Origin of the sequence: Mesorhizobium sp. M0496, assembly GCF_040321205.1 — a bacterium.
Lineage (GTDB): Bacteria > Pseudomonadota > Alphaproteobacteria > Rhizobiales > Rhizobiaceae > Mesorhizobium.
In genome coordinates this window covers 1-25,207 of record NZ_JAMYRC010000019.1, presented here as the reverse complement: position 1 = coordinate 25,207, position 25,207 = coordinate 1, and the positions used below count along the sequence as shown (strand labels likewise).

Sequence of the window (25,207 nt, the reverse complement as noted above, 5' to 3'; positions counted from 1 at the left end):
GTCGTGTTCTCCTCATTTTATGATTATATTTTATAATAGAAAGTCTGTCATAAAATCATATGGACGCAATCGGCCGGATCGGCGCATGCTGCCGTGCGGGGAGACATGATGACCGACCGGCGCAAACCTTTGGAAACGCAAGCCAAGCTGCTGGATCGCGGCTGGCATCTGGCGCGGACACCGCTCGAAATCGACGTTGCCGAAATCGAATATGCGCTGATGCGCTCCTATGAGGCGTTCGGCCGCTGGCAGGCCGAATGCCTGGCGACGGTGATCGAGTTTTCCGCCAGTGGGCCGGAAAATGCGCTGCTGCACATCATCAGGATGAACGACCGGCCAAAGAGCATCCGCGACCTGGCGCAGATGACCAACCGCGACGACATTCCCAACATCCAGTACAGCCTGCGCAAATTGCTCAAGGGCGGCCTTGTCAAGCGAACCGGCAGCGGCAGGGCCGGCGTCACCTACGAGGTCACGCCGCTTGGGTTTCGCGTGACCGAACGCTATGCCGACATCCGTTCCGTCCTGCTCATCGAAGCGGTGACGCGCGTTCCGGAGATGGCGGCGAAGCTCGAGGAAGCGACGCGCACGCTCGAACTGATGACCGGCATCTATGAGCAGGCGGCCCGTGCCGCGGCCACTCACCGACGCCGGCATCCAAGGCCGGAACCCGGCGGTGAAGAGAACGAAACCGGCGCCAGTTGAGGCGCCAAGGCCTCACGCCGCCTGGCTTTGCGCCTTCATGCTGGTCTGGCCTTGCGCCCTGGTGGTGATGAACACGCCGGCGGTGATGATGACCGCACCCGCCCAGGTCAGCAGCTGATAGTGCTCGCCGAGGAAGATCGTGCCGGCAAACAAGCCGACAGCCGCCGCCACATAACCGATCTGGCTGAGATAGACCGGACCGCCGACCGCCTGCAGCCGGAAGAAGAAGGCGAACATCGCCGACGCCGACGCAGCCTGCGCGACGACGACCAACGGCACGCCGCCGAGGGGAGCGAAGGCCTTGACGCCGAACAGAGCGAGAATGCCGACAAACAGCATCGCTGCCGATGCCAAATGGCTGCCGACGGCAAGCTCGATCGGGCCGGTGCCCTGGGGCCAATCGACCGTGCGGTAGATGTTGCCGGCGGCAAGGCTGACCGGGATCAGCAGCCCCATCACCACCCAGAACAAGTCGGCCGGCTGACCGGCCTCGCCGCGCGTCACCGCCACCATGACGGCGCCGACAAAGCCGATGGCGATGCCGACAATGCCCAGCATGTTCGGGCGCCGGACACGCAGCAGGATCGAGAACACCAGCGTGATCACCGGCGACAGCGTGAACATGATGCCGGTGTAGCCGGCGCCAAGATGCGGAATGGCCGAGAACATCAGGAGATTGGGCACGGCATAGGACACCGCCGCGGTGACGAAGAAATAGCGCAATTTGTGCGCCGTGAGCCGGACACGCTGGCCGCGAGCCAAGAGCACGCACAGCAAGACGCCGCCGGCGCCGAGCGAGATGACGAAAGCCCAGACCATGGCCGGCACGCCGGCAGCCGTAGCGAGCTTGCCGAAGGGCAGTGTCAGGCCGAGCAGGCCGCCGGTGACGACCAGCAGTCCGAGTGCCGAATCCCAGAGAAATTTCATCATCGAACCCTGTCGCGAGCGGCCCTTGGCCAGCATTGCATCTTGCAGTAAGATAATGGAAAGATTCTTAACGTCAAGATATATGATGGTGAGACAGTTGGACAGGGCAGCAAGAGCGATCGAACAATGGAAGCGGGAGCGGCCCGACCTGGATGTCTCGCCGATGGCCGTGCTCGGGCGGCTGAACGAGGCCGCCTCGCTGATCGCCCGCGAGCGGCTCGCGCCGCTGTTTGCCCGTTATGGATTGCAGTCGGGAGAGTTCGATGTGCTGGCAACGCTGCGCCGCTCGGGCTCACCTTACGCGCTGACGCCGACCGCTCTCTACGAAGCGACGATGGTGACGTCCGGCGCCATGACCAACCGGCTCGACCGGCTAGAAACGTCCGGATTGATCCTGCGCGGTCCGCACCCCAACGATCGGCGCGGCATTGTGGTACGGTTGACCGAAAAGGGACTCGCTTTGATCGACGAGGCAGTTACCGCCCACGTTGCCAACGAGCACAAGATTCTGGCGAGCCTGACGCAGGCAGAGAAGGAAGCGCTCTCTCGGCTGCTTGAAAAGCTGATCGGCAGCGTCAGCTAGCCGCTCAGTTGCGGTCGTCCGGAAACACCGGAATCGGCATGAACTCGACGCCGTCCTCGGCCAGGCTCCTGGCCTCGTCCAGCGTCGCCTCGCCATAGATGCCGCGCGGGTCGCTTTCGCCAAAATGGATTTTTCGCGCCTCTTCGGCGAACTTGTCACCGACATAGTCGGCATTCTCGCGCACCTTCTCGGCCATCGCCTTGAGCTGCGCCAAAGCCTGCTTTTGCGCCTCGCCCATGGCGAGCGCGATCGTTTCCTGCTTGCGCGCCGTGGAGACGGCCGGCGCCATCAGCGCTTTCTGCACCTTGTGCGAGCCGCAGGTCGGGCAATCGACAAAGCCGCGCTTCTTCTGGGTATCGAAATCTTCGTTGCTGCGAAACCAGCCTTCGAATTCGTGTTCATGCTCGCAGATCAGGGCAAAACGGATCAAGAGGCTGCACCCCTGAGACGCGGCGCCTCGCCCGAGCCGTTGACGGCAAAATCCCGCGCATTTTTCAAATTGGGGATCTTCTTGCGCGCGGCAAGCGACTGCGCCGGGTCGATCTCGGCGACGATCACTGCCGGCTCGTCATGTGCGGCTTCCGCGATGATACGGCCCCACGGATCGACGATCAGCGAATGGCCATAGGTCTCGCGGCCGTCTTCATGCAGGCCACCTTGCGCGGCGGCGACGACATAGGCGCCGTTCTCGATGGCGCGCGCCCTGAGCAGCACATGCCAGTGCGCCTCGCCCGTCTGGCGGGTGAAGGCGGCAGGTACGGAAAGCAGGTCCGCGCCGGCCAGCGCCTCGGCGCGGAACAATTGCGGGAAGCGCAAATCGTAGCAAACCGCGAAGCCCAGTTTCGCGTCCTCGATCTCGGCCACGACGGCCTCAGTTCCTGGTTCATAGGCGGCGGATTCGCGCCAGCTCTCGCCATTGTCGAGATCGACATCGAACATGTGGATCTTGTCGTAGGTAGCGAGCGTCGCGCCATCCGGCCCGAACAGCAGCGCCCGGTTGGCGAGCTTGCCATCAGTGCGCGCGATGGCGGTCGAGCCGATATGCAGGAAGACGCCGAGCTCCTTGGCAAGTCTGCGCGCGGTCGCGACGACGACATCCTTGTCCTCCGACGTGAAGGATGCGGCGCGGGCTTGCCTGTCGCGGATCAGCGCGCCGGTCATCTCCGGCGTCTGGATGTAGGTCGCACCTTGGCCAGCAGCCTCACGCACCAGCCGTTCGAGATCAACCGCGTTGCGCTCCGGGCTCTCGCCTGAACGCATCTGGATCGCAGCGGCCTTGAAAACACCCATCGTCATATCCTCAAATCGTCGCGCTGTTGGCGAGCAACCTGTCCAGCCGGCCTTCGGCCTCCAGGTCGTGCAGGTCGTCGCAACCGCCGACATGCGTATCGCCGATGAAAATCTGCGGAAAGGTCGAGCGGCCGTGGGCGCGGGAGATCATCTCCTGGCGCAGTTCCGGCGAGAAGGAGGCATCGTGCTCGGTAAAGGCAACGCCCTTGCGCTCCAGCAGCCGCTTGGCCGCCGTGCAATAGCCGCACATCATGCGGGTGTAGATGGTGACATCGACCATGACGAATTTCCACTGTTCGTTGCCGACTTATATAGTCGCGGACTCGTCCGCCCGGAAGTCCCCCGGCAACACACGGGCAAAGGTCAGCACATCGACGGCGGCCGCACCTCCCCTCTTCAGCGCTTTGGTGGCGGAACGGACAGTGGCGCCGGTGGTGTAGACATCGTCGATCAAAAGCACCCTGCGGCCGGCGATCTCGATTTCCGCCTCGGCGGGCACGCGAAAGGCGGCCCGCACATTCTCTTCGCGCTCGCTACGCTCCAGCCCGACCTGCTGGCGGGTGAGTTTCACGCGCCGCACCGCCGAAGGAGCGAAGGGCAATTCACTGAGCGCCGAGACCGCCCTTGCCAGTTCCGCCGACTGGTTGAACCGCCGCCTGAAAAAGCGCCGCCAGTGCAGCGGCACCGGCACCACCACATCCGCTTCGGCGATGAGATCGGCGCCCGCGCGCACCATCCAGCGCGCCATCCACGGCGCGAGATCCGTGCGATCCTGGTATTTCAGCCCCTGCACCATCTGGCGAGCGACACCGGAATAGGCCACCGCCGCCCGCGCCCGCTCGAACGGTGGTGGATCGGCAATGGCCTCGGCGGACAGAAAGCCTTCGCCCATATGGTGGGTGAACGGCGTGCCCATCACCGGGCACCATGGCCGTTCCAGCAGCCTGAGCTTCGGCCAGCAGGCGCCACACAGCACGCCGGGCTGCGAGACATGCCGGCGGCAACCGGCGCAGACAGGCGGAAACAGGATGCGCGCCGGCAAGCCGAGGGCTGACCGGGCGAAACGCTTGATCTCGCTGGGCTTGATCTTGGACATCGGATCGGCCACGTGGTTGGTTCTCCGTGCCAGGTATACCAACTATATCAGGGCGTGGACAAACAAGGATCTGCCTGTTGCAGCCGATAATGGATACCTCTCTGTGGCTGGCGCACAAGCGGCGCGCGCTTGCCCATCCGGTTGACGGCGCGGACTTCCTCATGCGCCGCGCGGCCGAGGACCTTGCCGACCGGCTTGGTGCCGTCGAGCGCCGGTTCGGCAAGGCGGCCGTGCTGTTTTGCCAGACACCGGCGGCAGCCGAAATGCTCGCCGAAAGCGGCAAGGTCGCCGACATTGTCCGCGTCGAGACGGACATGGCTTTCCTGAACGGTGGCGGCGCCGGCTTGACCGCACCGCTCGAAACCGTGCCGTTCGAGCCAGAGAGCCTCGATCTGGCGGTCTCGCTTCTGTCGCTGCAGGCGATGAACGACATTCCCGGCATGCTGGTCCAGATCCGCCGCGCGCTGCGGCCGGACGGGCTTTTCCTCGGCGCCTTTGCCGGCGCCGGCACGCTTTTCGAGTTGCGAGAAAGCCTGCTTGCGGCCGAGACCGAGCTTTATGGCGGCGCCAGCCCACGTGTCATCCCGTTCACCGACGTGCGCGATGCCGGTGCGCTTCTGCAGCGCGCCGGTCTCGCTCTGCCGGTCGCCGACGTCGAGACGGTGACGGTGCGCTATGACAGTCTGTTTGACCTGATGGCGGATCTGCGGGCCATGGGCGAGACCAATGCACTCACCGATCGCAGCCGGCGGCCGGGCTCGCGCACGCTGTTTGCCCGCGCGGCGGAAATCTACGCCGAGCGGTTTTCCGATCCCGACGGCCGCGTGAGGGCAAGTTTCTCGATTGTCTGGATGTCCGGCTGGGCGCCCGATGCATCGCAGCAAAAACCGCTGAAGCCGGGTTCGGCCAAGATCTCGCTGAAGGCAATCCTGGAGGCGCCCGACGGGCAATGATCCTGCCCGCAATCGCGGAAAAGTTGGATCAGGGTGTGGGTGTGAAAGCGTTCGCAAGCTTGCTGTTGTTGTCGCTGAACAGCCAGACGATCCCGTCACGGACCTCACCGATACCGCCGACGATGGCCAGTGACAGCACGGCGATGATCACGCCATATTCGACGGCCGTGGCGCCGGTCTCGTCTTTCAGAAAACGCAGCAGCACTGCTTTCATGGCCTGAACCCCTCTCGCCGGGACCTTACTGCCGATCTGTTAAGAAAGGTTAACGGCAAAGCCTTAACAGGCGGTGAAACGGCCGCCTTTGCGAAAACTCTTAACCATGTCAGCAATCGCCGCTGCTTCTGCCATTGGACCTGATGATGCAGACCGAACTGGGCTGCGGCTGCAGCACGCTGCGGCGCAGCGTGTAGGTTTCGCGATGGCTGACCGAGCCGGTGGCCGTCATGTCGAGCCCGCCGGCAAGACCATCGCGGGCCGACAGCGAGCGTGTCTGGCTGTCTAGGAAAGGGGTTGCGATCAGCGCCAGCGCCACCGCGGCCGAACCGAACAGCAGCGTGATGCGCAATATGCCCATGCCCGCGTCGGCGGCGCGAAAGCCGCGCTCGGGCCGGATCGAGTCCCAATCCCTGTCTAGGCTCATGCTATCGCTCCCCAGCGAATCGGCGGCGCGGCCGCGAACGGCCTTGCTTCAATTTTTCATGACGAGATAAATCTTCCATTAACGCTGGCTGATACGACGCCTCGACCGGCAATCGGACGGGAGCGCCCTCAAAGAAGATCGATGAGGAACGGGATCAGCGGCGCGTCGGCCGGCGGCATCGGGTAGTCGCGCATCTGCTTCGGCCGCACCCATTTCAGCGCCTGCCCTTCCCTTGGGTGGGCGATGCCGCGAAAGCGGCGGCAGATGAACAGCGGCATCAGCAGATGGAAGTCGTCATAGGAATGGCTGGCGAAGGTGAGCGGCGCCAGGCACGGAATGTCGGTTTCGATGCCGATTTCCTCGTGCAGTTCGCGAATGATGCATTGTTCGGGCGTCTCGCCGGGCTCGACCTTGCCACCGGGAAATTCCCACAGCCCGGCAAGTTGCTTGCCCTCGGGCCGTTGCGCCAGCAGCACCCGGCCGTCGGCATCGACCAGCGCACAGGCGGCGACCAGGAGCAGGCGCTTGCCGGCGATCGTCATATCACTCATGCCCAACTTCACTCATGCCCGGGCGGCCGGCGGTAGTGGTAGCGATAGACTTCGTCGAAGCCCAGCGAATGGTAGAGCGCCAGCGCCGGGATGTTGCCGGCCTCGACCTGCAGCCAGGCTTCCCGCGCACCTCGCAACCGCGCCCATTTCAGCGCCGACAGGATCAGGTTGCGGCCGTGGCCCTTGTTGCGCGCCGACTTGTCGGTGGCGACCTCGAAGAGGCCGGCGAGATCGCCGTCGTGCACGCAGATAAGCGTTGCCAGCGGCTCGGCTCCATCTTCGAGCGCGAACAGGCCGGCCTCGGGCTGGATGGCACCGATGATCTCCGACAGGCCAGGCCGCAGCGAAACATCCGAACCGCTGACCTTGAGCGACGCGCCGATGAAGCGGCTGATGTCCTTCAGCGGAATCTGGTCCATGGCGGCATCGAGTTGCGCGTCGGCCAGCGGCAGCCGCATGACCAGCGACTCGTCGAACCGGCTCCAGCCCTCGCGGTCGAGATGGTTGGCGAGATCGGGACCCGACAGCGGCGACATGCGGAACGTCAGCGGCCTGCCATAGGCATCGAAACGGCGGCTGGCCCGGCCGATACGGTCGGCAATGTGCATGATATCGCCGGGATCGAGCGGATTGACCGAGTTCAGCCGCTTGGCCGGATGGCCGGCGGTCAGCCGCACCACCCAGGTGCCGTCATAGTGGACGGCGGCTGCCGGCCACGCGCGAAAGCCGGCCGCCTCGTAGCGACGCACGATCGCGAGCATGCTTGCCGGGTGCCTGGAGCCCAAAACCATCAGCTCCGGTAATCGCCATTGATGGCGACATATTCCTTGGTGAGATCGCAAGTCCACACCGTCGCCTTGCCGCGGCCGATGCCGATATCGGCACGGATGCGGATGTCGTCGCGCTTCATATAGGCCGACGTCGCTGCCTCGGAATAGGAGGGATCGCGCTCGCCTTCATGCGCCAGCCTGTTGTCGCCGAACCAGATCGACAGCCGGTCGCGATCGGCGGGCTCGCCGGCCTTGCCGACGGCCATGACGACGCGGCCCCAATTGGCGTCCTCGCCGGCGACCGCGGTCTTGACCAGCGGCGAATTGGCGATCGACAGCGCGATGCGCTTGGCCGAGCGCGCCGATTTGGCGCCGGTGACGGTGACTTCGACCTGCTTGCGGGCGCCCTCGCCGTCGCGCACCACTTGCAGCGCCAGCGATTTCAGCACCTTGCCGAGCGCCCGCCGGAATGGGCCAAGGCGGGCATCCTTTGCATCAGAGATCGCTGGCGCGCCGCGCTTGGCGGCCTTGCCGGTGGCGAAGATCAGCAGCGTATCGCTGGTCGAGGTGTCGCTGTCGACGGTGACCGCGTTGAAGGTCTTGGCCGTGCCGCGCGACAACAGGTCCTGCAAAACAGGGGCGGCGATCGACGCGTCGGTGGCGATGAAGGAGAGCATCGTTGCCATGTCGGGCGCGATCATGCCGGCGCCCTTGGAGATGCCGTTGATGGTGACGTCGGTATCGCCGAGCTTGACGGTCGCGGTCGCCACTTTCGGATAGGTATCCGTGGTCATGATCGCCTTTGCCGCCTCGGTCCACAGCTCAGGCTTGCCGTTGCTGACCAGTCCCGCGAGCAGGTGGCTGAATTTGCTGGTGTCGAGCGGCTCGCCGATGACGCCGGTCGATGCCAGGAAAACCTCTGCTGCCCGGCAGCCGGCCGCCTTCGCCGCCGCCTCGCCCGTCAATGCGGTCGATTCGCGGCCCTTCTTGCCGGTGAAGGCGTTGGCGTTGCCGGAATTGACGACCAGCACCCGCGCCTTGCCTGAGCCGAGATTCTGCCGGCAGAAATCGACCGGCGCCGAGGGGCACTTCGATTTCGTGAACACGCCGGCGACCGCGGTGCCTTCATCGAAGACCATGGTCAAAAGGTCGGTGCGGTTCTTGTACTTTATCCCCGCCTCGGCAGTGGCGATGCGCACCCCCTCAATGGCCGGCATCTTGGGGTATTTCTTCGGCGCAAGCGGCGAAATCGTAGTGGACATGGCGGCCTCGGGCGGGAAAATCGCAAGGGAAGGCCGGTTTGCCCGATACGCCGCGCGGGCGCAAGGGCGTTTTCGCCGCTCTTGCCAGGGGCGGGAACCCCATTTGGGATCAAGCTTGCATTTCAAATCCGTTGGCGTCGCCGGGGCCGATGGCGTTATGATCCTGCCCATGGGCAGGCTTGCGATCCTCGCATGGGCATTTCTGGGACTTTTGCTGCTGAGCGCGGATGCACAGCCGCAGCGGCGCGTGGCGCTGGTCATCGGCAACGGCACTTATGCCGAAGCCGGCACGTTGGCCAATCCGGTGAACGACGCGCTCGACATCGCCGACAAGCTGCACTCCATCGGCTTCGAGGTCATCGAGGGCAATGATCTCGGCAAGCGCGAGCTTGAACGCAGCATCGGCGAGTTCTCCGATGCGCTCGAAGGCGCCGGCGTCGGGCTTTTCTACTATGCCGGTCACGGACTGCAGGTCGACGGGCGCAACTACATCGTGCCGGTCGACGCCAGGTTGGACGTTCCGGTAAAGCTGCAGCTCGAGGCGGTGCCGATCGACGAAGTGCTCGACATCATGGAACAGCAGACCAAAGTCAGCCTGGTGTTTCTCGACGCCTGCCGCAACAACCCGTTTGCCCGCAGTCTCAGCCGCACGGCCACCACGCGCTCGGCGACGGCGCTGGCGGGACTGGCGCAATTCGATTCGACACGCGGTTCGTTTATTGCCTTCTCGACGGCACCCGGTGCTGTCGCCATGGACGGAAGCGGGCGCAACTCGCCCTTCGCCGAGGCCCTGCTGCGGCATATCGCCGAACCCGGCCAGAGCATCAACGACATGATGATCGCGGTGCGCCGCGACGTGGTTTCGCAAACCCGCGAAGCCCAGCGCCCCTGGGAGCAGGGCTCGCTGCTCGAACGCTTCGAATTCGTCTCGGACGGACAGCCCGCCCAGCCGCGGAAGTCGGCCGCCGCGCCGGCGCCCTCGACGGAAGTTGCCGTACTCGAGCGCTCGGTGGGCGACGACAAGGGATCGATCGAGAAATTCCTCCGCCAGGATTATCTGACGCCGGACACCAAGGCGATGAGCGAGACCGTCAAGCGGCTCTACGGCCCGTCCGCGACCATTTTCGGCGCGCGCTACGACGCCGATGCCATCGTCAAGGTGAAGACCGACTGGTTCGCGCAATGGTCCTCCTGGTCGCTTGGCCTGGTATCAGGCAGCCTGGAGGTCACCCCGCATGGCGAGGATCGCTCCGAGGCCATCTTTGCCATGCGCTACGACTATGTGCCGAAGGACAAGTCGGCGGCTCGCCTGACCGGCAAGGCACGCGTCACGCTTGGACTGGTCAAGGCCGACGGCGGCTGGCGCATCGAGTCCGAGACATCGCAAGCGATGCAGTAGGCATCATCCGGCGTTGTCGAATAGTTCTGTGCCGGTCGCGTTTATGCCGATAGGAATTTTTTCCTTGACCCATGAGGGCAGCTATGCTAGATTTTCGGCCATGGTGCTGATTGCGCCAGTGACCCGCCGCACAGGCGGGTTTTTGCGTTAGGGGCTTCGTCAACCAGTGCTGGTAGAGGCTCCAAAGGAATATGTTATCCTTGACTTGTTGCCTGGCGCGACCATCATCGCCGTCCAGAAGTTTGAAAACGCGGCGTTTCGTTTGAACGCCAGGTCACCTATGCTGCCGGCAAACCTAGTGGCGAGGACGACAGACATGGCCGAGGATGCCGATCCGGCGCGCAGATCGATCGGTGCGCGGCGCAACCCCGACAGCGCCGATGCCATTCTCGACGCCGCCGAGGCCGTGCTGGTCGAGGCCGGCTATGCCGGGTTCTCGATCGAGGCGGTGGCGCGGCGGGCCCGCGCCGGCAAACCCACCATCTATCGCTGGTGGCCGAGCAAGGCGGCATTGCTGCTCGAAGTCTACCAGCGCCAGAAACGCGTCGATGTTCCCGATACCGGGCGACTGGAGGAGGATCTCGTCGGCTTCCTGAAAAACCTGTTCGCTCACTGGCGCGAGACATCGTCGGGCAGCGTGTTCAGGTCGCTGATCGCCGAGGCGCAGTCGGATGATACGGCGGCGGCTGCCCTTGCCGACTATGCGCTGGGCCGACGGTCCCACACCGGTCAGATCATCGAACGCGCCAAGGCAAGGGGCGAAATCCCGGCCGAAATCGATCCGGCTGTTGTCGCCGACCTGATCGCCTCCTTCGCCTGGAAGCATCTGTTGACCAACCGGCTCGACGAGGACGAAGCGACGATCCGCAAGGTGGTCGGTTACGTCATGCGAGGCATAGCGGCGCCCGGAAGGTAAAAAGGCGCGGCAACCCTTGGCTGCCGCGCCCCTTTGCAAAAAATTCTTTCAGGCTTACTTGGCGCTTTCCAGCGTATCGACCGCCTGCTTCAGGTTCGCGTCGGGGATCTCGACCTTGGCGCCGGCGCGCAGCGACTTGACCAGCGCGAAATACTTATCGCGGATGACCGCCTGCTTGGCCTGGTCCTTGACGTCGTCGAAGGCCGGCGGCTGCTTGGTGCGCTTGTCCTCGAGCTTGATGACATGCCAGCCGAACTGCGACTGCACCGGCTGCTTGGTGTATTTGCCGACCTCGAGCGCGAAGGCCGCCTTGTCGAACTCCGGCACCATCTGGCCAGGTCCGAACCAGCCGAGATCGCCACCACTGGTCTTGCCTGAGGGATCGCTGGTGTGCTCGTTGGCGAGCTTCTGGAAGTCGGCGCCGCCGTCGAGCTGCTTGATGATGGCCTCGGCCTCTTCCTTCGTCTTCACGAGGATGTGACGGGCATGCACCTCGTTGGCGGGCGGCGTGTTGGCGATTTCCTGGTCGTAGCGGGCGCGAACCTCGGCGTCGGTGACCTTGTCGACAACGCCCTTCTCGACCATCTCGCCATGCAGCGCACGCTGCTGCAGGAAGGCCATGCGGCGCTGGAAGTCGGGATTCTTGTCGAGCCCTGTCGTGACCGCCTGGGCGGCCATGACGCGGATTTCGATGGCGGCCGAAAGCGCGGCGGCGCGGCGCTGCTCGGGCGGCAGCTGTGCGAACTGCTGCGACAATTCTCCTTCGGCGAGCACGAGATCGGCCTCGGTCAGGGGCTGGCCGTTGACCGTGGCGATCACCGTATTCGGATCGACCGGTGCTGCGGCCGGCGCTGCTGCACCCGCCGGAGCGGGAGCGGTCTGCTGTGCCATCAGCGGCGACAGCGAAAGGGCCGACAGGCCGAAGGCCAGACCAAGGCTGGCAAGCGACGCACGGCGGAACAACAAGGACATAAGACGACTCCGGTGGGGATTGTAAGGACGGGTGGCTTCCAGATCAGCCAGATTGTGGCGGAATTTGGCGCGCCCGGCAGGGCCAGCGCGGCGTTGACATCAGTTGAGCCCCCTCTTATCTGTCCAACGACTTTGCGTCCAGAACCGTTTTCCGGGCGCTTTTTGTGTTTGTCCACGTTCACGTGGAATTGATGGGGCCAGCCGGCGCCCATCTCAAGATTGAGAATTCTATCGAAAGGACCATTGGATGGTCAGTCTCGGCGGTCTCGCCCGTAAGGTTTTCGGTTCCTCCAACGACCGTCGGGTCAAATCGACCCGGCCCCGTGTCGAGGCGATCAACGCCATGGAAAACGAGATGCGGGCGCTCTCCGATGAGGAGCTGGTCGGCCGCACCGCGAAATTCCGCCAGGACATCGCCAACGGCGCCACGCTCGACGACCTTCTGGTGCCTGCCTTTGCCACCGTCCGCGAGGCGGCCCGCCGCGTGCTCGGCATGCGGCCCTTCGATGTCCAGCTGATCGGCGGCATGGTGCTGCACAATGGCGGCATTGCCGAGATGCGCACCGGCGAAGGCAAGACCCTGGTCGCGACGCTGCCGGTCTACCTCAACGCGCTCGCCGGCAAGGGCGTTCACGTCGTCACCGTCAACGATTATCTGGCCACCCGCGACTCCGAATGGATGGGCCGCGTCTACAAGTTCCTCGGCCTCTCGGTCGGCGTTATCGTCCATGGCCTGTCCGACGAGGAGCGCAGCGCCGCTTACGCATCCGACGTCACCTACGCCACCAACAACGAGCTCGGCTTCGACTACCTGCGCGACAACATGAAATACGAGCGCGCCCAGATGGTGCAGCGCGGTCACAACTACGCGATCGTCGACGAAGTCGATTCCATCCTGGTTGACGAGGCGCGCACGCCGCTGATCATTTCCGGTCCGCTCGAGGACCGTTCGGAAATGTACAACACCATCGACACCTTCATCATCCAGCTGCAGCCGCAGGATTATGAAATCGACGAGAAGCAGAAGACCTCGATCTTCACCGAGGAAGGCACCGAGAAGCTCGAAAACCTTTTGCGCGACGCCGACCTGCTCAAGGGCGAGTCGCTCTACGACGTCGAGAACGTCGCCATCGTCCACCACGTCAACAACGCGCTGAAGGCGCACCGGCTGTTCCAGAAGGACAAGGACTATATCGTGCGCAACGGCGAGATCGTCATCATCGACGAATTCACCGGCCGCATGATGCCGGGCCGCCGCTATTCGGAAGGCCTGCACCAGGCGCTCGAAGCCAAGGAGCATGTGGCGATCCAGCCGGAGAACCAGACGCTCGCCTCCGTCACCTTCCAGAACTACTTCCGCCTCTACAAGAAGCTTTCCGGCATGACCGGCACGGCGCTGACCGAGGCCGAGGAATTCGGCAACATCTACGGCCTCGACGTCACCGAGATCCCGACCAATCTGCCGGTCGTCCGCATCGACGAGGACGACGAGGTCTACCGGACGGTCGAGGAGAAATACAAGGCGATCGTCAGGGAGATCCGCGAAGCCAGCACCAAGGGGCAGCCGACGCTGGTCGGCACCACCTCCATTGAAAAGTCCGAGCAGCTGGCCGAGCGCCTGCGCAAGGAAGGCTTCAAGGACTTCGAGGTGCTGAACGCCCGCCATCACGAGCGCGAGGCCGCGATCGTCGCCCAGGCCGGCAAGCCCGGCGCCATCACCATCGCCACCAACATGGCCGGCCGCGGCACCGACATCAAGCTTGGCGGTAACGCCGAGATGCGCATCGAAGAGGAACTCGGCGACATGCCGGCCGGTCCAGAACGCGAAGCACGTGAAAAGGAAATCAATGCCGACGTCGAGCGCCTGAAGGAAAAGGCGCTGGCCGCCGGCGGCCTCTATGTGCTCGCCACCGAGCGCCACGAATCGCGCCGCATCGACAACCAGCTGCGCGGCCGCTCCGGTCGCCAGGGCGACCCCGGCCGCTCGAAATTCTTCCTGTCGCTGCAGGATGACCTGATGCGCATCTTCGGCTCCGAGCGCATGGACGGCATGCTGCAGAAGCTCGGCCTCAAGGAAGACGAGGCGATCATCCATCCGTGGATCAACAAGGCGCTGGAAAAGGCGCAGAAGAAGGTCGAGGCGCGCAACTTCGACATCCGCAAGAACCTGTTGAAATATGACGACGTCTCCAACGACCAGCGCAAGGTGGTGTTCGAGCAGCGCATCGAGCTGATGGACGGCGAAGGCCTGAGCGAAACCATTGGCGAGATGCGCGAGGGCGTCATCGACGAGATCGTCGCCAAGGCCATTCCCGAAAACGCCTATGCCGAGCAGTGGGATGTTGCCGGCCTCAAGGCCGAGGCCGCCGAATTCCTCAACCTCGACCTGCCGATCGAAGAGTGGGTCAAGGAAGAGGGCATCGCCGAGGACGACATCCGCGAGCGCATCACGCAGGCCGCCGACGCCGCCGCCAGGGAGCGCTCCGAGCGCTTCGGCCCCGAGGTGATGAACTATGTCGAACGTTCGGTGGTGCTGCAGACGCTCGACCATCTGTGGCGCGAGCACATCGTCAATCTCGACCATCTGCGTTCGGTCGTCGGCTTCCGCGGCTACGCCCAGCGCGATCCGCTGCAGGAATACAAGGGCGAGGCGTTCGAGCTGTTCCAGGCGATGCTGGGCAATCTGCGCCAGGCCGTCACCGCGCAGCTGATGCGCGTCGAGTTGGTCCGCCAGGCCGCCGACGCGCCGCCGCCCGAGGCACCCGATATGTTCGGCACGCATCTCGACGGCACCACCGGCGAGAATGATTTCGAAGGCGGCGAGACCGCCCTCCTGGTCCGCCCGGAGACAACCGCTGTCGTCGCTCCCGAAGACCGCGACCCCAACAACCAGGCTACCTGGGGCAAGGTCGGCCGCAACGAAGCCTGCCCCTGCGGCTCCGGCAAGAAATACAAGCACTGCCATGGGGCGTTCGCCTAAGGGGAATGCTTCCCTTCTCCCCGTTCACGGGGGTGAGGCGTGGTCCGCGCAGCGGACGAAAAGCCAATTGCTTGGCTTTTCGAACGACGAACGCCCTGAGCGATAGCGAAGGGCTGGGTGCCGGCAGGCGGATGAGGGGCGGCGCCGGCATTGGCGTCTATCAGCATTGCGGTGAGGCTCATTTGCACCGCTACTTGGCAGTTCGACTTCCGCTACAATCGCCGCTCTAAGCTCGGCTTTACGGACCAGATGCGCGTTGACGCCATTATGGATGGCGTCAAGCCAAGCGACTGATGAGATTGAGACGCTCCTCAATAAGATGAGGCCGCAAGGGCGGCCTGCAAAATGGCAGTGATCATCTGATCTAGCGGCTCGCCTGGATCGCAATCGACATAGGCAGATTGAAGCAGCGCATTTCGGGCGGCCTCAATGACAAAGTATAGGTGATTCCTTAGCGATTTTGCACTATGAGGATCATCATGAATCTGAGGGGGATCATCGCGGCGGAGAAATCCGCCGTTGATACGGGGGATTGGAAGCGAGGTGAGATACCGCGCTCCAAGTGGCCGTCACGTCGAGCCAAGGCCAAGGCATATAAGTATGGCCCGCTTTATCAGTGGCGAATCCTCACCTTTGAAGCAGTCGGCGAAGATTGTCGCGTTCTTCTGCTGTTCAACGAATCCAAGCGGATTTTCCGTGCTACCCTAGGCGTAACGAAAGGCGGCGAAACTCTTGTCATCTGTGACTATGAGTATCATGCCAGCGAACCTGGGTGGCACTGCCATGCCCGTTGCAGCGATTTGGCCAACGTCAATGTCGCTCACAACCGGTTCGGCAGCGTTCGCCTGCCTAAGGCGGGTTCGTTCCATCGCCGAACAGAATTCAGGCATCTAAAGCAGCCTCTTTCTGCTCAAACCGCCTTTAATTGCGCAATATCGATCTTCAAGATCGATAAGGCGGAAGGGATGGTATGAAGACCGAACTCTGCCACGCGTTCTGCAACGACATAACGGTCACCGAGGTGCCCGCAGGCCTTGCTGTGTCTACGGCATTCAGGCGCGATGACGGTGACCGCGTGTCATTCTACGTTACGCAAACAGAGGGTGGTGCTTTCAGGCTTGAGGACGACGGCGCTACGATTCAGCAGCTAGAGGCGGCCGGCGTCGATTTTGAGACCGATACCCGCCGTCGCGGGCTGGAAAGCCTACTGTCCTCAGTGGACGCTCATTTCGATCAGGCAGACGGGACGATCAAGACCGTGGCGTTTCCTGAAAAGGAATTGCCGGCTAGGGCGCTAGAGTTTGTCGGCGTTATGATCCGAATGAACGATTTTCTCCTGCTTACGCAAGAGAAGATCGCCTCCTCATTCAAGGAAGACGCAGCGGAGCGAATAAGGTCCGTGGTAGGCGACCGTGCCAAGATCAGAGAAAATGAGGCGGTCAGTTCTCGCCTTTCTGAGGTGACTCCTGACATGGTTTTGGAGGTGAGCGGTCGCCCGCCCGTCGCCATATTTTTTGGGAATAGTCCTGCGCGAGTGAACGACGCGATCTTCCTTCACTTTGCTGCGCTGCATGAGGTGAAGCAAGATTTGTCGGTTATCGCTCTATTGGAGGATGACCATGCCATCTCGAATGAACTACGCCGCAGGGCAAGTAACCGCCTTGCGACCGTACCCGTTTACAAGGATGACGAAGACGCAGCGATAGCTCGTATTGCTCGCGAGGCACTGGGTAAGGCGGCATGAATGACAAGGCCGACGCAAAAACCGACGAAAAGCGCTTCAACGAGACGTTAAGCGGATGCTGAAGACGCCGCCCCCGCCGTCCAAGGCAGCCAAAACAGAGACTAAGAAAAAAGCATCGCCCGACGATAGCAAGCCACTGTCAAACAATCGTTGAGCATGTTAATTCTTCCTAAAATGGGGGGATTAGCATGGCCAACACACGGCTGAAGACTGTTGTATACAGGCGGGCCATGTGGCTCGACGGCCACGACCCAGCGAAGACGCTAGAACATTATCTGCGTGAGGCACATAAGAAGTTGCCTAAGATTGGCCAGCGTAAATTTCCGCGCGCAGACGGGCAAATAATCAAAGGCAACAAAGCAAATCGCAATGCGGGTGGTGGCCTATTACTTCATTTGGTTGCAGGAACTCCAGGCGACCATGCGAGCACGGTGCCTGCCGCAGATGACGATCTAGAAGAATTTGAAGTTGGCACTGCTCCGGCTCCCGCAAAAAGGGATTACATGGACGGTGATGTCTTTGCCCTAGTGCGCGGGAATGACGCATTCCTATGCTCTACAGTGCTCAAAGACGGTTCGTTCTCGACATACTGCCACCAGCTTCTCAAGAAAGCCGATATCGATGACGAGGCCGATCAATTCGAGCTTCAAAATGTCGGGAATATCGACAAAGTGAAACTTATCAAAGCACAAGGCGTAAAGGCGGTCGAAATGCGCACTACGCTTTATGAAGCCAGTATAAATTACGTCGACCGGAAGGGCGATACGGCAGGTGCTATGGGAGCAGCATTCAAGCATTTGAAAGCGCTATTCGGAAATGGCGTTCCTATGGATCTAGAGAATGTGAACGTATCCCTGTCGCTCTCTTTTGACACCCGGAGGAAGGAAGGGCGCGTGGTCGGTAGGAAACTAATGGATAGCGTCGCCCGCGACGTTATCGAGGACGAGGACGACGATTATGTAATCGTCACTGGTGACAACCAGAGGATAAGCCAGAAAGAGGTCTTCATCCGTCAAAAGGTGACGATCGAGCGTCACGGAAAATCGGTATTGCGGGACAGCGCTTGGAAAGCGCTTCGCAAGTTCGAAAGCGACTTGCAAGCGTCTGGCATAGTGACGCAATAAGATGCGAGCTCTATTTATTGGGTTCGCTTTCTTGGCCGGATTTTTGGTGTCTCGCCATTGGGGAGAGTATGTCGTAGACAATGAGGCCGCGATAGGAATTTTTGTAACTGTATATACTGTACTCGCGGGATTTTTGGTTGCGGTGATAACAGTCTTGGGCGACCCATCGCTATTGCCGTCCGGTTCTTGGAAGTCAGCGGAAGGTCACAGGCAGGCGATAGAGGATAGACTAATACGCCATACTTGGTTGTTCGTGCTATATCTATTGACAATAGGCGTAATTTTTGTCGGAACGCTTCTCAGCAAGGCGCCTGAAGCCGTAGTATCTAGCGACACAAAGTCCATCATTGCCCATATTCATTTAGCATTAGGAGTGACGGCGTTCATACTCACGCTGGGGATGCCTAAAATGCTCATGGATGTACAGCGGAAGCGCGTTGATGCCGAAATCGACCGTCGCCGCTCGGAAGCTGGCATCAAGGACGATAGTTAGGCTTTCGTCGCATACGCATCAGCTTTCGCGCCTTCTGCTTAGGCGAGACCGGTTTCACCAATCCGCCGATAGGTAAGGCGCTTGCCTTCGATCATCGCGAGCAACTGGTCGTGGCGCTCGGTGTCGGTGACGCCAAGAGCGGTGCGGCGACTAGCGGAAATCGAATTCCGACAAGTAGCGGTGAAGATGGGCTTCGCCGCAATGCTGATAGACGCCGACCATGCCGCGCTTGAAGACTGAGAACACGTTTTCAATCGTGTTCGAATGGATCGACACGCCGTCCTCATAGCGGACGTATTCGCCAGCGGAATGATTGGTCGTCTTGTGCGAGGCGTATTCCTCGCCGATCACCGTGTAGAGCTTGGATTGGTCCGTGTAGAGCGTCGAATTGCGGTCGGCATTGCGCACCAGGATATCGCGCACAACTGCCTTGATGGCGTGCTGGACGTGAACCAGGCTGGCTTTGCCTCCACGCTTAACAAGGCCGATAACGGTGCGCTTCGGCTTCATCTTGCGCTTCAAGCGCGGCTTTGTACTCAGCGCGCACGACTGCGGATCGTGATGGCGATGCCACCGCCATAACGAATGCTCGTGCCGCGCACCGCCCCTGCCGGCCCTCCGCTATGGCTCCGGGCGTTCGTCGCTCGAAAAGCCAAATCGTTGGCTTTTCGTCCGCTGCGCGGACCACTCCTCACCCAACCGTTTCTTAATGTGTCTCCGCTACACCAAAGCCTGAAAAGAAGCGGAAAACGGAGAGAAATCGGGGTGCGCTTTTCCGCGGCCACGACAGCCGGGCGGTTCCTGCCGCAGCGTTTGGCGCTGCGCATGGAGCCGTTGCTTGGCCGCATCGACGCCGTGCTGTTCACCGCCGACGAGCGCGGCGAGGCCGGCCGCATGTCGGTCATCGCCTTCTCCATCCGCATCGTCAGCGCCGTCATCGCCTTCATCAGCCAGGTGCTGATGGCGCGCTGGATGGGCTCGTTCGAATACGGCATCTTCGTCCTCGTCTGGGTGACGATGGTCATCGTCGGCAACCTCGCCTGCCTCGGCTTCCACACCTCGGTTATCCGCTTCATTCCCGAATACCGCGAGCGCGGCCTGATGGACGAACTGCGCGGCATCGTGCTGGCCAGCCGCCTGTTCGTGCTGATCGCCTCCACGCTCATCGCCGGGCTCGGCGCGCTCGGCGTCTGGCTGGCGGCACCCTGGATCGAAAACTACTATGTGATCCCGTTCATCCTCGGCGTCATCTGCCTGCCGATGATCGCCATGTCCGACCTTCTGTCGGGACTGGCACGCGCCAACAGCTGGGCGCTGTTTGCCCTGTCGCCGACCTATCTGGTGCGGCCCATCCTGATCCTGCTGTTCATGGCGCTGATGCTGCTGGCGGGCTACGCCCCTGACGCAAAGACCGCCATCTTCGCCTCGATCGCCGCCACCTACGCCACCACGCTTGGCCAGCTGATCGGCGTCACCCAGCGCATGGAACGGCAGATCCCGGCCGGGCCGATGAAGGTGCATTTCGCACAATGGTTCATCGTGTCGCTGCCGATCTTCCTGGTCGAAAGCTTCTTCTTCCTGCTCACCAATGCCGATGTGCTGATGGTCGGCGCCTATATGGATCCCAACGACGTCGCCGTCTATTTCGCCACGGTGAAGACGCTGGCGCTGGTGCATTTCGTTTATTTCGCCGTCAAGGCCGGCGTTGCCCAGCGCTATGCGCAGTTCACTCATGGCGACCCGCAAAGGCTCGCCGCCTTTGCCCGCGAGACAGTGTCATGGACGTTCTGGCCGTCGCTGTTGATGGCGCTGCTGGTGCTGGCGCTGGGCGAACCGATGCTGGTGCTGTTCGGCCCTGAATTCAGCAGCGGCTATCCCTTGCTGTTCCTGCTCGTCTTCGGCGTCGTGGCGCGCGCCGCCGTCGGTCCTTGCGAAAGCCTGCTGACGATGAGCGGCAACCAGAACATCTGCGCCGCCGTCTATGCCATGACGCTGGCCTTCAACATCGCCCTCAACGTGGTGCTGATCCCGATGTTCGGCCTGTGGGGCGCGGCCATGGCCACCGCCTTTGCCATGATCTTCGAAGCCAGCGCGCTGTCGTTCACGGTGTGGCGCAAGCTCGGCATCGTCATGCTCATCTTCGTGCCTGCGAAAGGAGCCGCGTGATGGCCGCCATCCCGTTGCTTGAGGAAACCAGCGGCGGCAGCGCCGGCGCTATGGTGTCCGGCCTTGCCGGACTGGCCCGCGACCCCGACCCTGCCCACATTGAAATCCTCGCCAACAACCGGCCCGAGCGCAAACTCGCCATCTACCCGGCATCGGCCGGCTTCGACCTGGTCGAGGAGCTGGATTACCTCTGCGCCCGCGCGGTCGAGCCCAACGTCTTCTTCAACCCGCGTTTCCTGGCGCCGGCCATGCCGCGGCTGGAGGATCGCGAAGTGCGGCTGGCGGTCATCCGCGACGGCGACGAATACCGCAACCGGCTGCGCCTTCTTGTGCCGATCTCGGTCGAACGGCCGGTGGTGCCGCTCGGCGTGCCGGTCATGCGCACATGGTCGAGCCCGTTCGGTCCGCTCGGCACCCCGCTGGTCGATCGCGACGATCCGGTCGGCGTCGTCGAGGATTTCTTCTCGATGCTGTCGCGTCCACACCTCAAGCTGCCGAAAGTGTTCGTCCTGCCCGATATCCGGCTCGACGGCCCGGTGGCGAGCCTGTTTGCCACCGTGGCCGAGACGCGCGGCCTGATGCTGGTCACCACCGGCCAGACCCAGCGTCCGGCGCTGGAGAGCGAAACCGATGGCGACGAGTATCTGAAGGCTTCGCTGCGTTCGCACCATTATCGCGAGTTCCGCCGCCTGAAGCGGCGCCTTGGCGACCTCGGCAAGCTCGAGCATGTCGTGGCGCGCGGGCCCGAGGACATCCGCCACGCCATCGAAAGCTTCCTGACCCTGGAAGCGGCGGGCTGGAAGGGCCGCGAACGCACCGCCATGGCGATCGACCGCTACCGCGCCGCCTTCGCCCGCGAGGCGGTGCACCGGCTGGCCGAACAGGACATGTGCCGCATCCATTCGCTGACGCTCGACGGCCGCACCATCGCCTGCCTGATCGTCTTCGTCGAAATCGGCGTCGCCTACACCTGGAAGACGGCCTATGACGAGACGCTGGCCAGCTATTCGCCGGGCACGCTGCTGATGATCGAGGTGACCAGGCAGCATCTCGACGATCCCAACATCATGATGACCGATTCCTGCGCGGTGCCCGACCACCCGGTGATGAGCCGGCTGTGGGCCGAGCGCAAGCCAATGGGCACGCTGGTGATCGGCCTGACGCCGGACGCCGACCGCCTGACCCGCCAGGCCGCCTCGCAGCTGCACCTCTACCGCGAAACCCGCAACATGGCCCGCCTGCTGCGCAACCGCATGAAGAGCCTGCTGGGACGGCGGTAAGGCAGCCAGGCGCGGTCCGAGAGAACGGCATATTTCGCCGCAAGCCCTGGATAATTGACAGAGGTGGCCGAGAACTTACTTCGATTCCCCACCAGTCGATGCCAATATTGACGTCTGTTCATAAAAAAACGAGATTTTTCGACAGCACTTTTCAGCAATAAAATCTACTCGCAATCTTGTTCTTGATCCGCGATACTTTAGTGATTCGGTAGCGATGAGAGAAAAATGTCGCTGAATCATGAGGCCAACGGCGCCCGGCACATCAGTGCAGAGGCCAATGCCGTTGTCCGAAGAGGCGACGATGACGCGCTGGAGGAGCTGATCCGAAGCATCCAAGCCGGCACGGCTTCGCCTTCCTTCGAAGAGAAGCCCAACAGATTGGCCCAGTCGGACCCGCTGGCTGCTTCTCCCGCTTCAATTCAGACAGGCCAAGGCAGGCGCCTTTCCTCCCCCTTGTCCAGCCATCAGTCGATGCTGTGTTCCGGTGACGATTTGGCCGCCCATTTGAAAGGCGTGGCGGAAGGGCTGGAATTGTCGCGTCAGGCATGGTCCTCCTTGCAGGACTATCTGGTCAGGCTCGATGCGCAAACGCGCCATGCCGACGCGCTCGATACCGAGACATGGGAATTGCAAGAGGCGACGGCCAGGCTCGAACATCTGCATGATCGCGCGTCGAAAGAACTTGAGCGAAAATCGCGCGAGCTGTCGATCGCGAGCGCGACCATCGCCGACCTGAAGGTCGAACTCGACAGGACCCGGCAGGCCATTGTGGAGGCCGACAGGCACGCCGACCAGCGCGAAGCGCGGTTCCTCAAGGCGAATGTCGAGGTCGAGCGCCTGGGACACAACCTGGCGCGGATCTCGGAGCAGCTTGCCGATGAGATCATGGCCAGGCAAGCCGCCGAGCGGGCGCGTGAGGACGTTGCATCGCGGCTTGCCAGCCTGGAACAGGCAGCCATGCTGCTTCATGCCAAGGTCGCGGATTACCAGTTCCTCAACGAGCAACTGACCGGCAAACTGTCGCGGCAGTTGGCGGTTCAGCAAGACCTGCAAGCGCGGCTGTCCACGGCCGAGCATGAGCGCGGCGTTCTCAACGATTGCGCCGCCGCCGCGCAAGAGCGGGCCGCGGGACTCGAGAGAGAATTGCGCTCGCTCCAGCGCCGGACCACGGCTCTGCTTGTCGATCAGGCCGTGGTGCGCGCACCGCCGAGCCATGTCGGAGACGGTGCCGGGGAAGCGGCCGAGCATTGGCACCGCGCTTCGCAAACCGAGATCGCGAAGTTACGCGAGGAGCGCGATGCGGCACGCAAAGATTGTGCCGCGGTGAAGGTCCAACTCGCGGACCTGCGCTTGCGCGGCATGACCGACGAGCTCGCCCATGCCCGTTGCCGCGATGAGAACCGTGAGCTTCAACACAGGCTGGAAACGCTGACGCGCCAGGACCGGCACAGCGGACCGGCAGCGGATGTGAGTGCCGATCTCGAACGGGCATTCGACGGATTGGACCTGCTGGCGACCGGCGAGCTTAGCGCGGCCAATGACGGCGATCCCGCCGGAGCGCGCAAAGCGTCTTGATAGCGGAAGGTCAATTTTTCGGATTGCAACGCCGGTTCTTCAAAAGGAATTGGTGCCCCTAGCCGGGATCGAACCAGCACTCCTTGCGGAACTCGATTTTGAGTCGAGCGCGTCTACCAATTCCGCCATAGGGGCTCAGGCCGGGCGGCCTGGATGGCGCGGGACTATACGGTTGGAGGCCCGTTCGTCAACTGGCCAATTTCTCCGGTGCCGGATGCGACCAAACTGCGCCTTTCGATTTCGTGACAGGGCTGCCATTGTGCAGTGCGGAAAATCTTTCTAGACAGGCGGCGCGTCAAAGCGGCATGTCTGAGAAGATCGCCGCGCACCTTTGGGGCGACATGCGTTAGGAGTGCCGATGCTTCGCGGACTTTACGACTGGACCTTGTCGCTGGCGGCCCGCAAATCCGCCGAATGGTGGCTGGCCTTCATTGCCTTCGTCGAAAGCTCGGTGTTCCTGGTGCCGGCCGACGTGCTCTATCTGCCGATGGCGCTGTCGCGGCCGGATCGCGCCTACCGCTACGCGCTGATCGCCACCGTCGCCTCGGTGCTGGGCGGCATCGCCGGCTGGTTTATCGGCCATTACGCCTATGACGCGGTGGCGAGGCCGATCCTCGAATTCTACGGCAAGTACGACGAGTTCGAGACGCTGCGCGCAGGCGCGGGCGTCGGCTTCATCGTCCTGATGCTGGTCACCTCTGGCGCCGCCCATCTGCCGCCGATCAAGGTGGTGACGATCCTGTCGGGCGTCATCGGCGTCAATCTGCTGCTGTTCATCGTGCTGGCCATCGTGGCACGCGGCGGCCGTTTCCTGCTGCTGGCCTGGCTTTTGCGCCGCTATGGCGAGCCGATCCGCGAGTTCATCGAAAAGCGCCTTGGCCTGATCGCGGGCGCGGCCGCGGCTGCCCTGATTTTGCTCTATATAACAGTCAAATACGCCCTCTGAACACAGCCATTGCGAGCCGGACGGAGCCGATTGAAATGACCGCGACGATGAATGCCGATCCCGGACGCCAGCGGACACGCACGGCCTTGTTCCTCGCCGTCGCCATGGGCGCCACCGTCGGCTCGGCACTCGGCTTCCAGTATCTGGGCGGCTACATCCCTTGCCACCTCTGCCTCGAGCAGCGCACGCCCTACTACATCGGCGTGCCGCTGATGGTGCTGGCGGCGATTGCATCGATGCTTCACGCGCCGGCATGGCTGACGCGCGGCTTGCTGGCCGTCGGCGGCCTGCTGATGCTCTACGGCCTTTATCTCGGCGTCTACCACTCCGGCGTCGAATGGCAGTGGTGGGCCGGCCCGACCGATTGCACCGCAGGTGCGGGACCGGTGGACACCGGCGGCAAGGGCGTGCTCGACGCGCTCGACAAATTCGTGCCGCCCTCCTGCGACAAGGCCGCACTGCGCATCCTTGGCCTGTCGCTGGCCGGCTGGAACGCCATCGCCAGCCTTGTCCTCGCCGCCGTCGCCTTCCGCGGTGCTTTCACGCGCGACTGAGTCAATTCGATAACTGGCGCAACGCAGAGTTCGAGCAAAAATTCGCCAGGCTGAGTCGGATGGCGCGGCGTTCGACGTCCGAGCCAGATCGACCCCCCACTCCGTCTCGGCTTCGCCGAGCCACCTCTCCCCCGATCGACGGGGTAGAGGAAGGGCGCGAGCCTATTGTAGCCAGCGCTCTTCCAGTAGGCTCCCTTCCTCTCCCTCCGGAGGGGGGAGAGCGACTATCTGGGGTGTCAAGTTGCAATTGCGAACTCGTTGCGCGCATCGCGTGCTTTTG

The 25,207-nt window shown here is 62.6% G+C and carries 26 protein-coding genes, 1 tRNA gene and 2 pseudogenes; 16 read left to right on the top strand and 13 right to left on the bottom strand.

All coding sequences use genetic code 11. The features are described 5' to 3' along the window. Positions 1 to 108: 108 nt before the first annotated feature. Complete coding sequence (locus tag NKI73_RS17385; protein WP_352631741.1) at positions 109 to 705, top strand: winged helix DNA-binding protein; 597 nt, start codon at positions 109 to 111, stop codon at positions 703 to 705. 12 nt (positions 706 to 717) lie between these two features. Here the strand turns inward: NKI73_RS17385 and NKI73_RS17380 are convergent, their stop codons facing one another. Continuing rightward, positions 718 to 1,632, bottom strand: a complete 915-nt coding sequence (locus NKI73_RS17380; protein WP_352631854.1) for a DMT family transporter — start codon at positions 1,630 to 1,632, stop codon at positions 718 to 720. Between the two features lie 97 nt (positions 1,633 to 1,729). Between NKI73_RS17380 and NKI73_RS17375 the strand changes: the two genes are divergently transcribed. Further along, positions 1,730 to 2,215, top strand: a complete 486-nt coding sequence (locus NKI73_RS17375) for a MarR family winged helix-turn-helix transcriptional regulator (protein WP_352631739.1) — start codon at positions 1,730 to 1,732, stop codon at positions 2,213 to 2,215. A gap of 4 nt (positions 2,216 to 2,219) precedes the next feature. Here NKI73_RS17375 and NKI73_RS17370 read toward each other — a convergent pair whose 3' ends face one another. Genes NKI73_RS17370 through NKI73_RS17355 form a run of 4 tightly spaced genes read right to left on the bottom strand, consistent with a single transcriptional unit; the run spans position 2,220 to position 4,613 of the window. Beyond that, positions 2,220 to 2,645, bottom strand: coding sequence for a DUF1178 family protein (locus tag NKI73_RS17370; RefSeq protein ID WP_352631737.1), 426 nt, complete (start codon positions 2,643 to 2,645; stop codon positions 2,220 to 2,222). Continuing rightward, positions 2,642 to 3,505 carry a carbon-nitrogen hydrolase family protein gene (locus tag NKI73_RS17365; protein ID WP_352631735.1) on the bottom strand — a complete coding sequence of 288 codons (864 nt, stop codon included), beginning with the start codon at positions 3,503 to 3,505 and terminating at the stop codon, positions 2,642 to 2,644. The genes NKI73_RS17370 and NKI73_RS17365 overlap by 4 nt, the downstream gene beginning before the upstream one ends. A 10-nt stretch (positions 3,506 to 3,515) precedes the next feature. After that, positions 3,516 to 3,785, bottom strand: a complete 270-nt coding sequence (grxC, locus tag NKI73_RS17360) for a glutaredoxin 3 (RefSeq protein WP_352631733.1) — start codon at positions 3,783 to 3,785, stop codon at positions 3,516 to 3,518. 27 nt (positions 3,786 to 3,812) lie between these two features. Further along, on the bottom strand, positions 3,813 to 4,613 hold the full coding sequence (locus NKI73_RS17355; RefSeq protein ID WP_352631731.1) for a ComF family protein: 801 nt from the start codon (positions 4,611 to 4,613) through the stop codon (positions 3,813 to 3,815). A 65-nt stretch (positions 4,614 to 4,678) separates the two neighbouring features. Here NKI73_RS17355 and NKI73_RS17350 point away from each other — a divergent pair, with 65 nt between their 5' ends. Then, on the top strand, positions 4,679 to 5,554 hold the full coding sequence (locus NKI73_RS17350) for a methyltransferase domain-containing protein (protein WP_352631729.1): 876 nt from the start codon (positions 4,679 to 4,681) through the stop codon (positions 5,552 to 5,554). 28 nt (positions 5,555 to 5,582) lie between these two features. On the opposite strand, the gene NKI73_RS17345 is transcribed toward NKI73_RS17350, so the two are convergent. From NKI73_RS17345 to argJ, 5 genes are all read right to left on the bottom strand, one after another. Next, positions 5,583 to 5,768, bottom strand: a complete 186-nt coding sequence (locus tag NKI73_RS17345) for a Flp family type IVb pilin (protein ID WP_352631728.1) — start codon at positions 5,766 to 5,768, stop codon at positions 5,583 to 5,585. A 109-nt stretch (positions 5,769 to 5,877) separates the two neighbouring features. Further along, entirely contained in the window at positions 5,878 to 6,195 is a 318-nt protein-coding gene (locus NKI73_RS17340) for a hypothetical protein (RefSeq protein WP_352631726.1), read from the bottom strand. Between the two features lie 128 nt (positions 6,196 to 6,323). Then, positions 6,324 to 6,746 carry a (deoxy)nucleoside triphosphate pyrophosphohydrolase gene (locus tag NKI73_RS17335; RefSeq protein ID WP_352631722.1) on the bottom strand — a complete coding sequence of 141 codons (423 nt, stop codon included), beginning with the start codon at positions 6,744 to 6,746 and terminating at the stop codon, positions 6,324 to 6,326. 8 nt (positions 6,747 to 6,754) lie between these two features. After that, a complete protein-coding gene (locus NKI73_RS17330) occupies positions 6,755 to 7,507 on the bottom strand; it encodes a GNAT family N-acetyltransferase (RefSeq protein WP_352631720.1) in 753 nt (250 codons plus the stop codon). A 29-nt stretch (positions 7,508 to 7,536) separates the two neighbouring features. Further along, complete coding sequence (gene argJ / locus NKI73_RS17325) at positions 7,537 to 8,778, bottom strand: bifunctional glutamate N-acetyltransferase/amino-acid acetyltransferase ArgJ (RefSeq protein ID WP_352631718.1); 1,242 nt, start codon at positions 8,776 to 8,778, stop codon at positions 7,537 to 7,539. 115 nt (positions 8,779 to 8,893) lie between these two features. Between argJ and NKI73_RS17320 the strand changes: the two genes are divergently transcribed. Next, the gene (locus tag NKI73_RS17320; RefSeq protein ID WP_352631716.1) at positions 8,894 to 10,177 is read left to right on the top strand and encodes a caspase family protein; all 1,284 of its coding nucleotides are present in this window, start codon (positions 8,894 to 8,896) and stop codon (positions 10,175 to 10,177) included. Positions 10,178 to 10,493: 316 nt separating this feature from the next. Then, positions 10,494 to 11,093, top strand: a complete 600-nt coding sequence (locus NKI73_RS17315; RefSeq protein ID WP_352631715.1) for a TetR/AcrR family transcriptional regulator — start codon at positions 10,494 to 10,496, stop codon at positions 11,091 to 11,093. Between the two features lie 54 nt (positions 11,094 to 11,147). On the opposite strand, the gene NKI73_RS17310 is transcribed toward NKI73_RS17315, so the two are convergent. After that, positions 11,148 to 12,065: a peptidylprolyl isomerase gene (locus NKI73_RS17310; RefSeq protein WP_352631714.1), complete on the bottom strand. Its 918-nt coding sequence runs from the start codon at positions 12,063 to 12,065 to the stop codon at positions 11,148 to 11,150. Between the two features lie 247 nt (positions 12,066 to 12,312). Between NKI73_RS17310 and secA the strand changes: the two genes are divergently transcribed. The 6 genes and pseudogenes from secA (at position 12,313) to NKI73_RS17285 (ending at position 18,406) form a co-directional block, all read left to right on the top strand. Further along, positions 12,313 to 15,045, top strand: coding sequence for a preprotein translocase subunit SecA (secA, locus tag NKI73_RS17305; RefSeq protein WP_352631712.1), 2,733 nt, complete (start codon positions 12,313 to 12,315; stop codon positions 15,043 to 15,045). Positions 15,046 to 15,194: 149 nt separating this feature from the next. Continuing rightward, positions 15,195 to 15,339 (top strand): annotated as a pseudogene (locus tag NKI73_RS33670) (IS1595 family transposase); the annotation flags it as partial. Positions 15,340 to 15,524: 185 nt separating this feature from the next. Beyond that, on the top strand, positions 15,525 to 16,019 hold the full coding sequence (locus NKI73_RS17300; RefSeq protein ID WP_352631710.1) for a hypothetical protein: 495 nt from the start codon (positions 15,525 to 15,527) through the stop codon (positions 16,017 to 16,019). Then, entirely contained in the window at positions 16,016 to 16,789 is a 774-nt protein-coding gene (locus tag NKI73_RS17295) for a DUF1828 domain-containing protein (protein ID WP_352631708.1), read from the top strand. The genes NKI73_RS17300 and NKI73_RS17295 overlap by 4 nt, the downstream gene beginning before the upstream one ends. A gap of 188 nt (positions 16,790 to 16,977) precedes the next feature. Then, a complete protein-coding gene (locus tag NKI73_RS17290) occupies positions 16,978 to 17,913 on the top strand; it encodes a hypothetical protein (RefSeq protein ID WP_352631706.1) in 936 nt (311 codons plus the stop codon). A gap of 31 nt (positions 17,914 to 17,944) precedes the next feature. Beyond that, complete coding sequence (locus NKI73_RS17285; RefSeq protein ID WP_352631705.1) at positions 17,945 to 18,406, top strand: hypothetical protein; 462 nt, start codon at positions 17,945 to 17,947, stop codon at positions 18,404 to 18,406. A 38-nt stretch (positions 18,407 to 18,444) separates the two neighbouring features. Here the strand turns inward: NKI73_RS17285 and NKI73_RS17280 are convergent. Then, positions 18,445 to 18,907, bottom strand: a pseudogene (locus tag NKI73_RS17280) (IS1595 family transposase); the annotation flags it as partial. Between the two features lie 264 nt (positions 18,908 to 19,171). Between NKI73_RS17280 and NKI73_RS17275 the strand changes: the two are divergent. From NKI73_RS17275 to NKI73_RS17265, 3 genes are all read left to right on the top strand, one after another. Further along, positions 19,172 to 20,572, top strand: coding sequence for a lipopolysaccharide biosynthesis protein (locus NKI73_RS17275; RefSeq protein WP_352631703.1), 1,401 nt, complete (start codon positions 19,172 to 19,174; stop codon positions 20,570 to 20,572). Beyond that, the gene (locus NKI73_RS17270) at positions 20,572 to 21,852 is read left to right on the top strand and encodes a GNAT family N-acetyltransferase (RefSeq protein WP_352631701.1); all 1,281 of its coding nucleotides are present in this window, start codon (positions 20,572 to 20,574) and stop codon (positions 21,850 to 21,852) included. The genes NKI73_RS17275 and NKI73_RS17270 overlap by 1 nt, the downstream gene beginning before the upstream one ends. A 225-nt stretch (positions 21,853 to 22,077) precedes the next feature. Then, entirely contained in the window at positions 22,078 to 23,427 is a 1,350-nt protein-coding gene (locus tag NKI73_RS17265) for a coiled-coil domain-containing protein (protein WP_352631699.1), read from the top strand. Positions 23,428 to 23,477: 50 nt separating this feature from the next. Here the strand turns inward: NKI73_RS17265 and NKI73_RS17260 are convergent. Next, a tRNA-Leu gene (locus NKI73_RS17260) sits at positions 23,478 to 23,562 on the bottom strand. 223 nt (positions 23,563 to 23,785) lie between these two features. Here NKI73_RS17260 and NKI73_RS17255 point away from each other — a divergent pair. Together NKI73_RS17255 and NKI73_RS17250 are read left to right on the top strand one after the other, a co-directional pair. Continuing rightward, positions 23,786 to 24,373, top strand: coding sequence for a YqaA family protein (locus NKI73_RS17255; protein WP_352631697.1), 588 nt, complete (start codon positions 23,786 to 23,788; stop codon positions 24,371 to 24,373). Positions 24,374 to 24,408: 35 nt separating this feature from the next. Next, positions 24,409 to 24,927, top strand: coding sequence for a disulfide bond formation protein B (locus tag NKI73_RS17250; protein ID WP_352631695.1), 519 nt, complete (start codon positions 24,409 to 24,411; stop codon positions 24,925 to 24,927). Positions 24,928 to 25,207 lie beyond the last annotated feature (280 nt).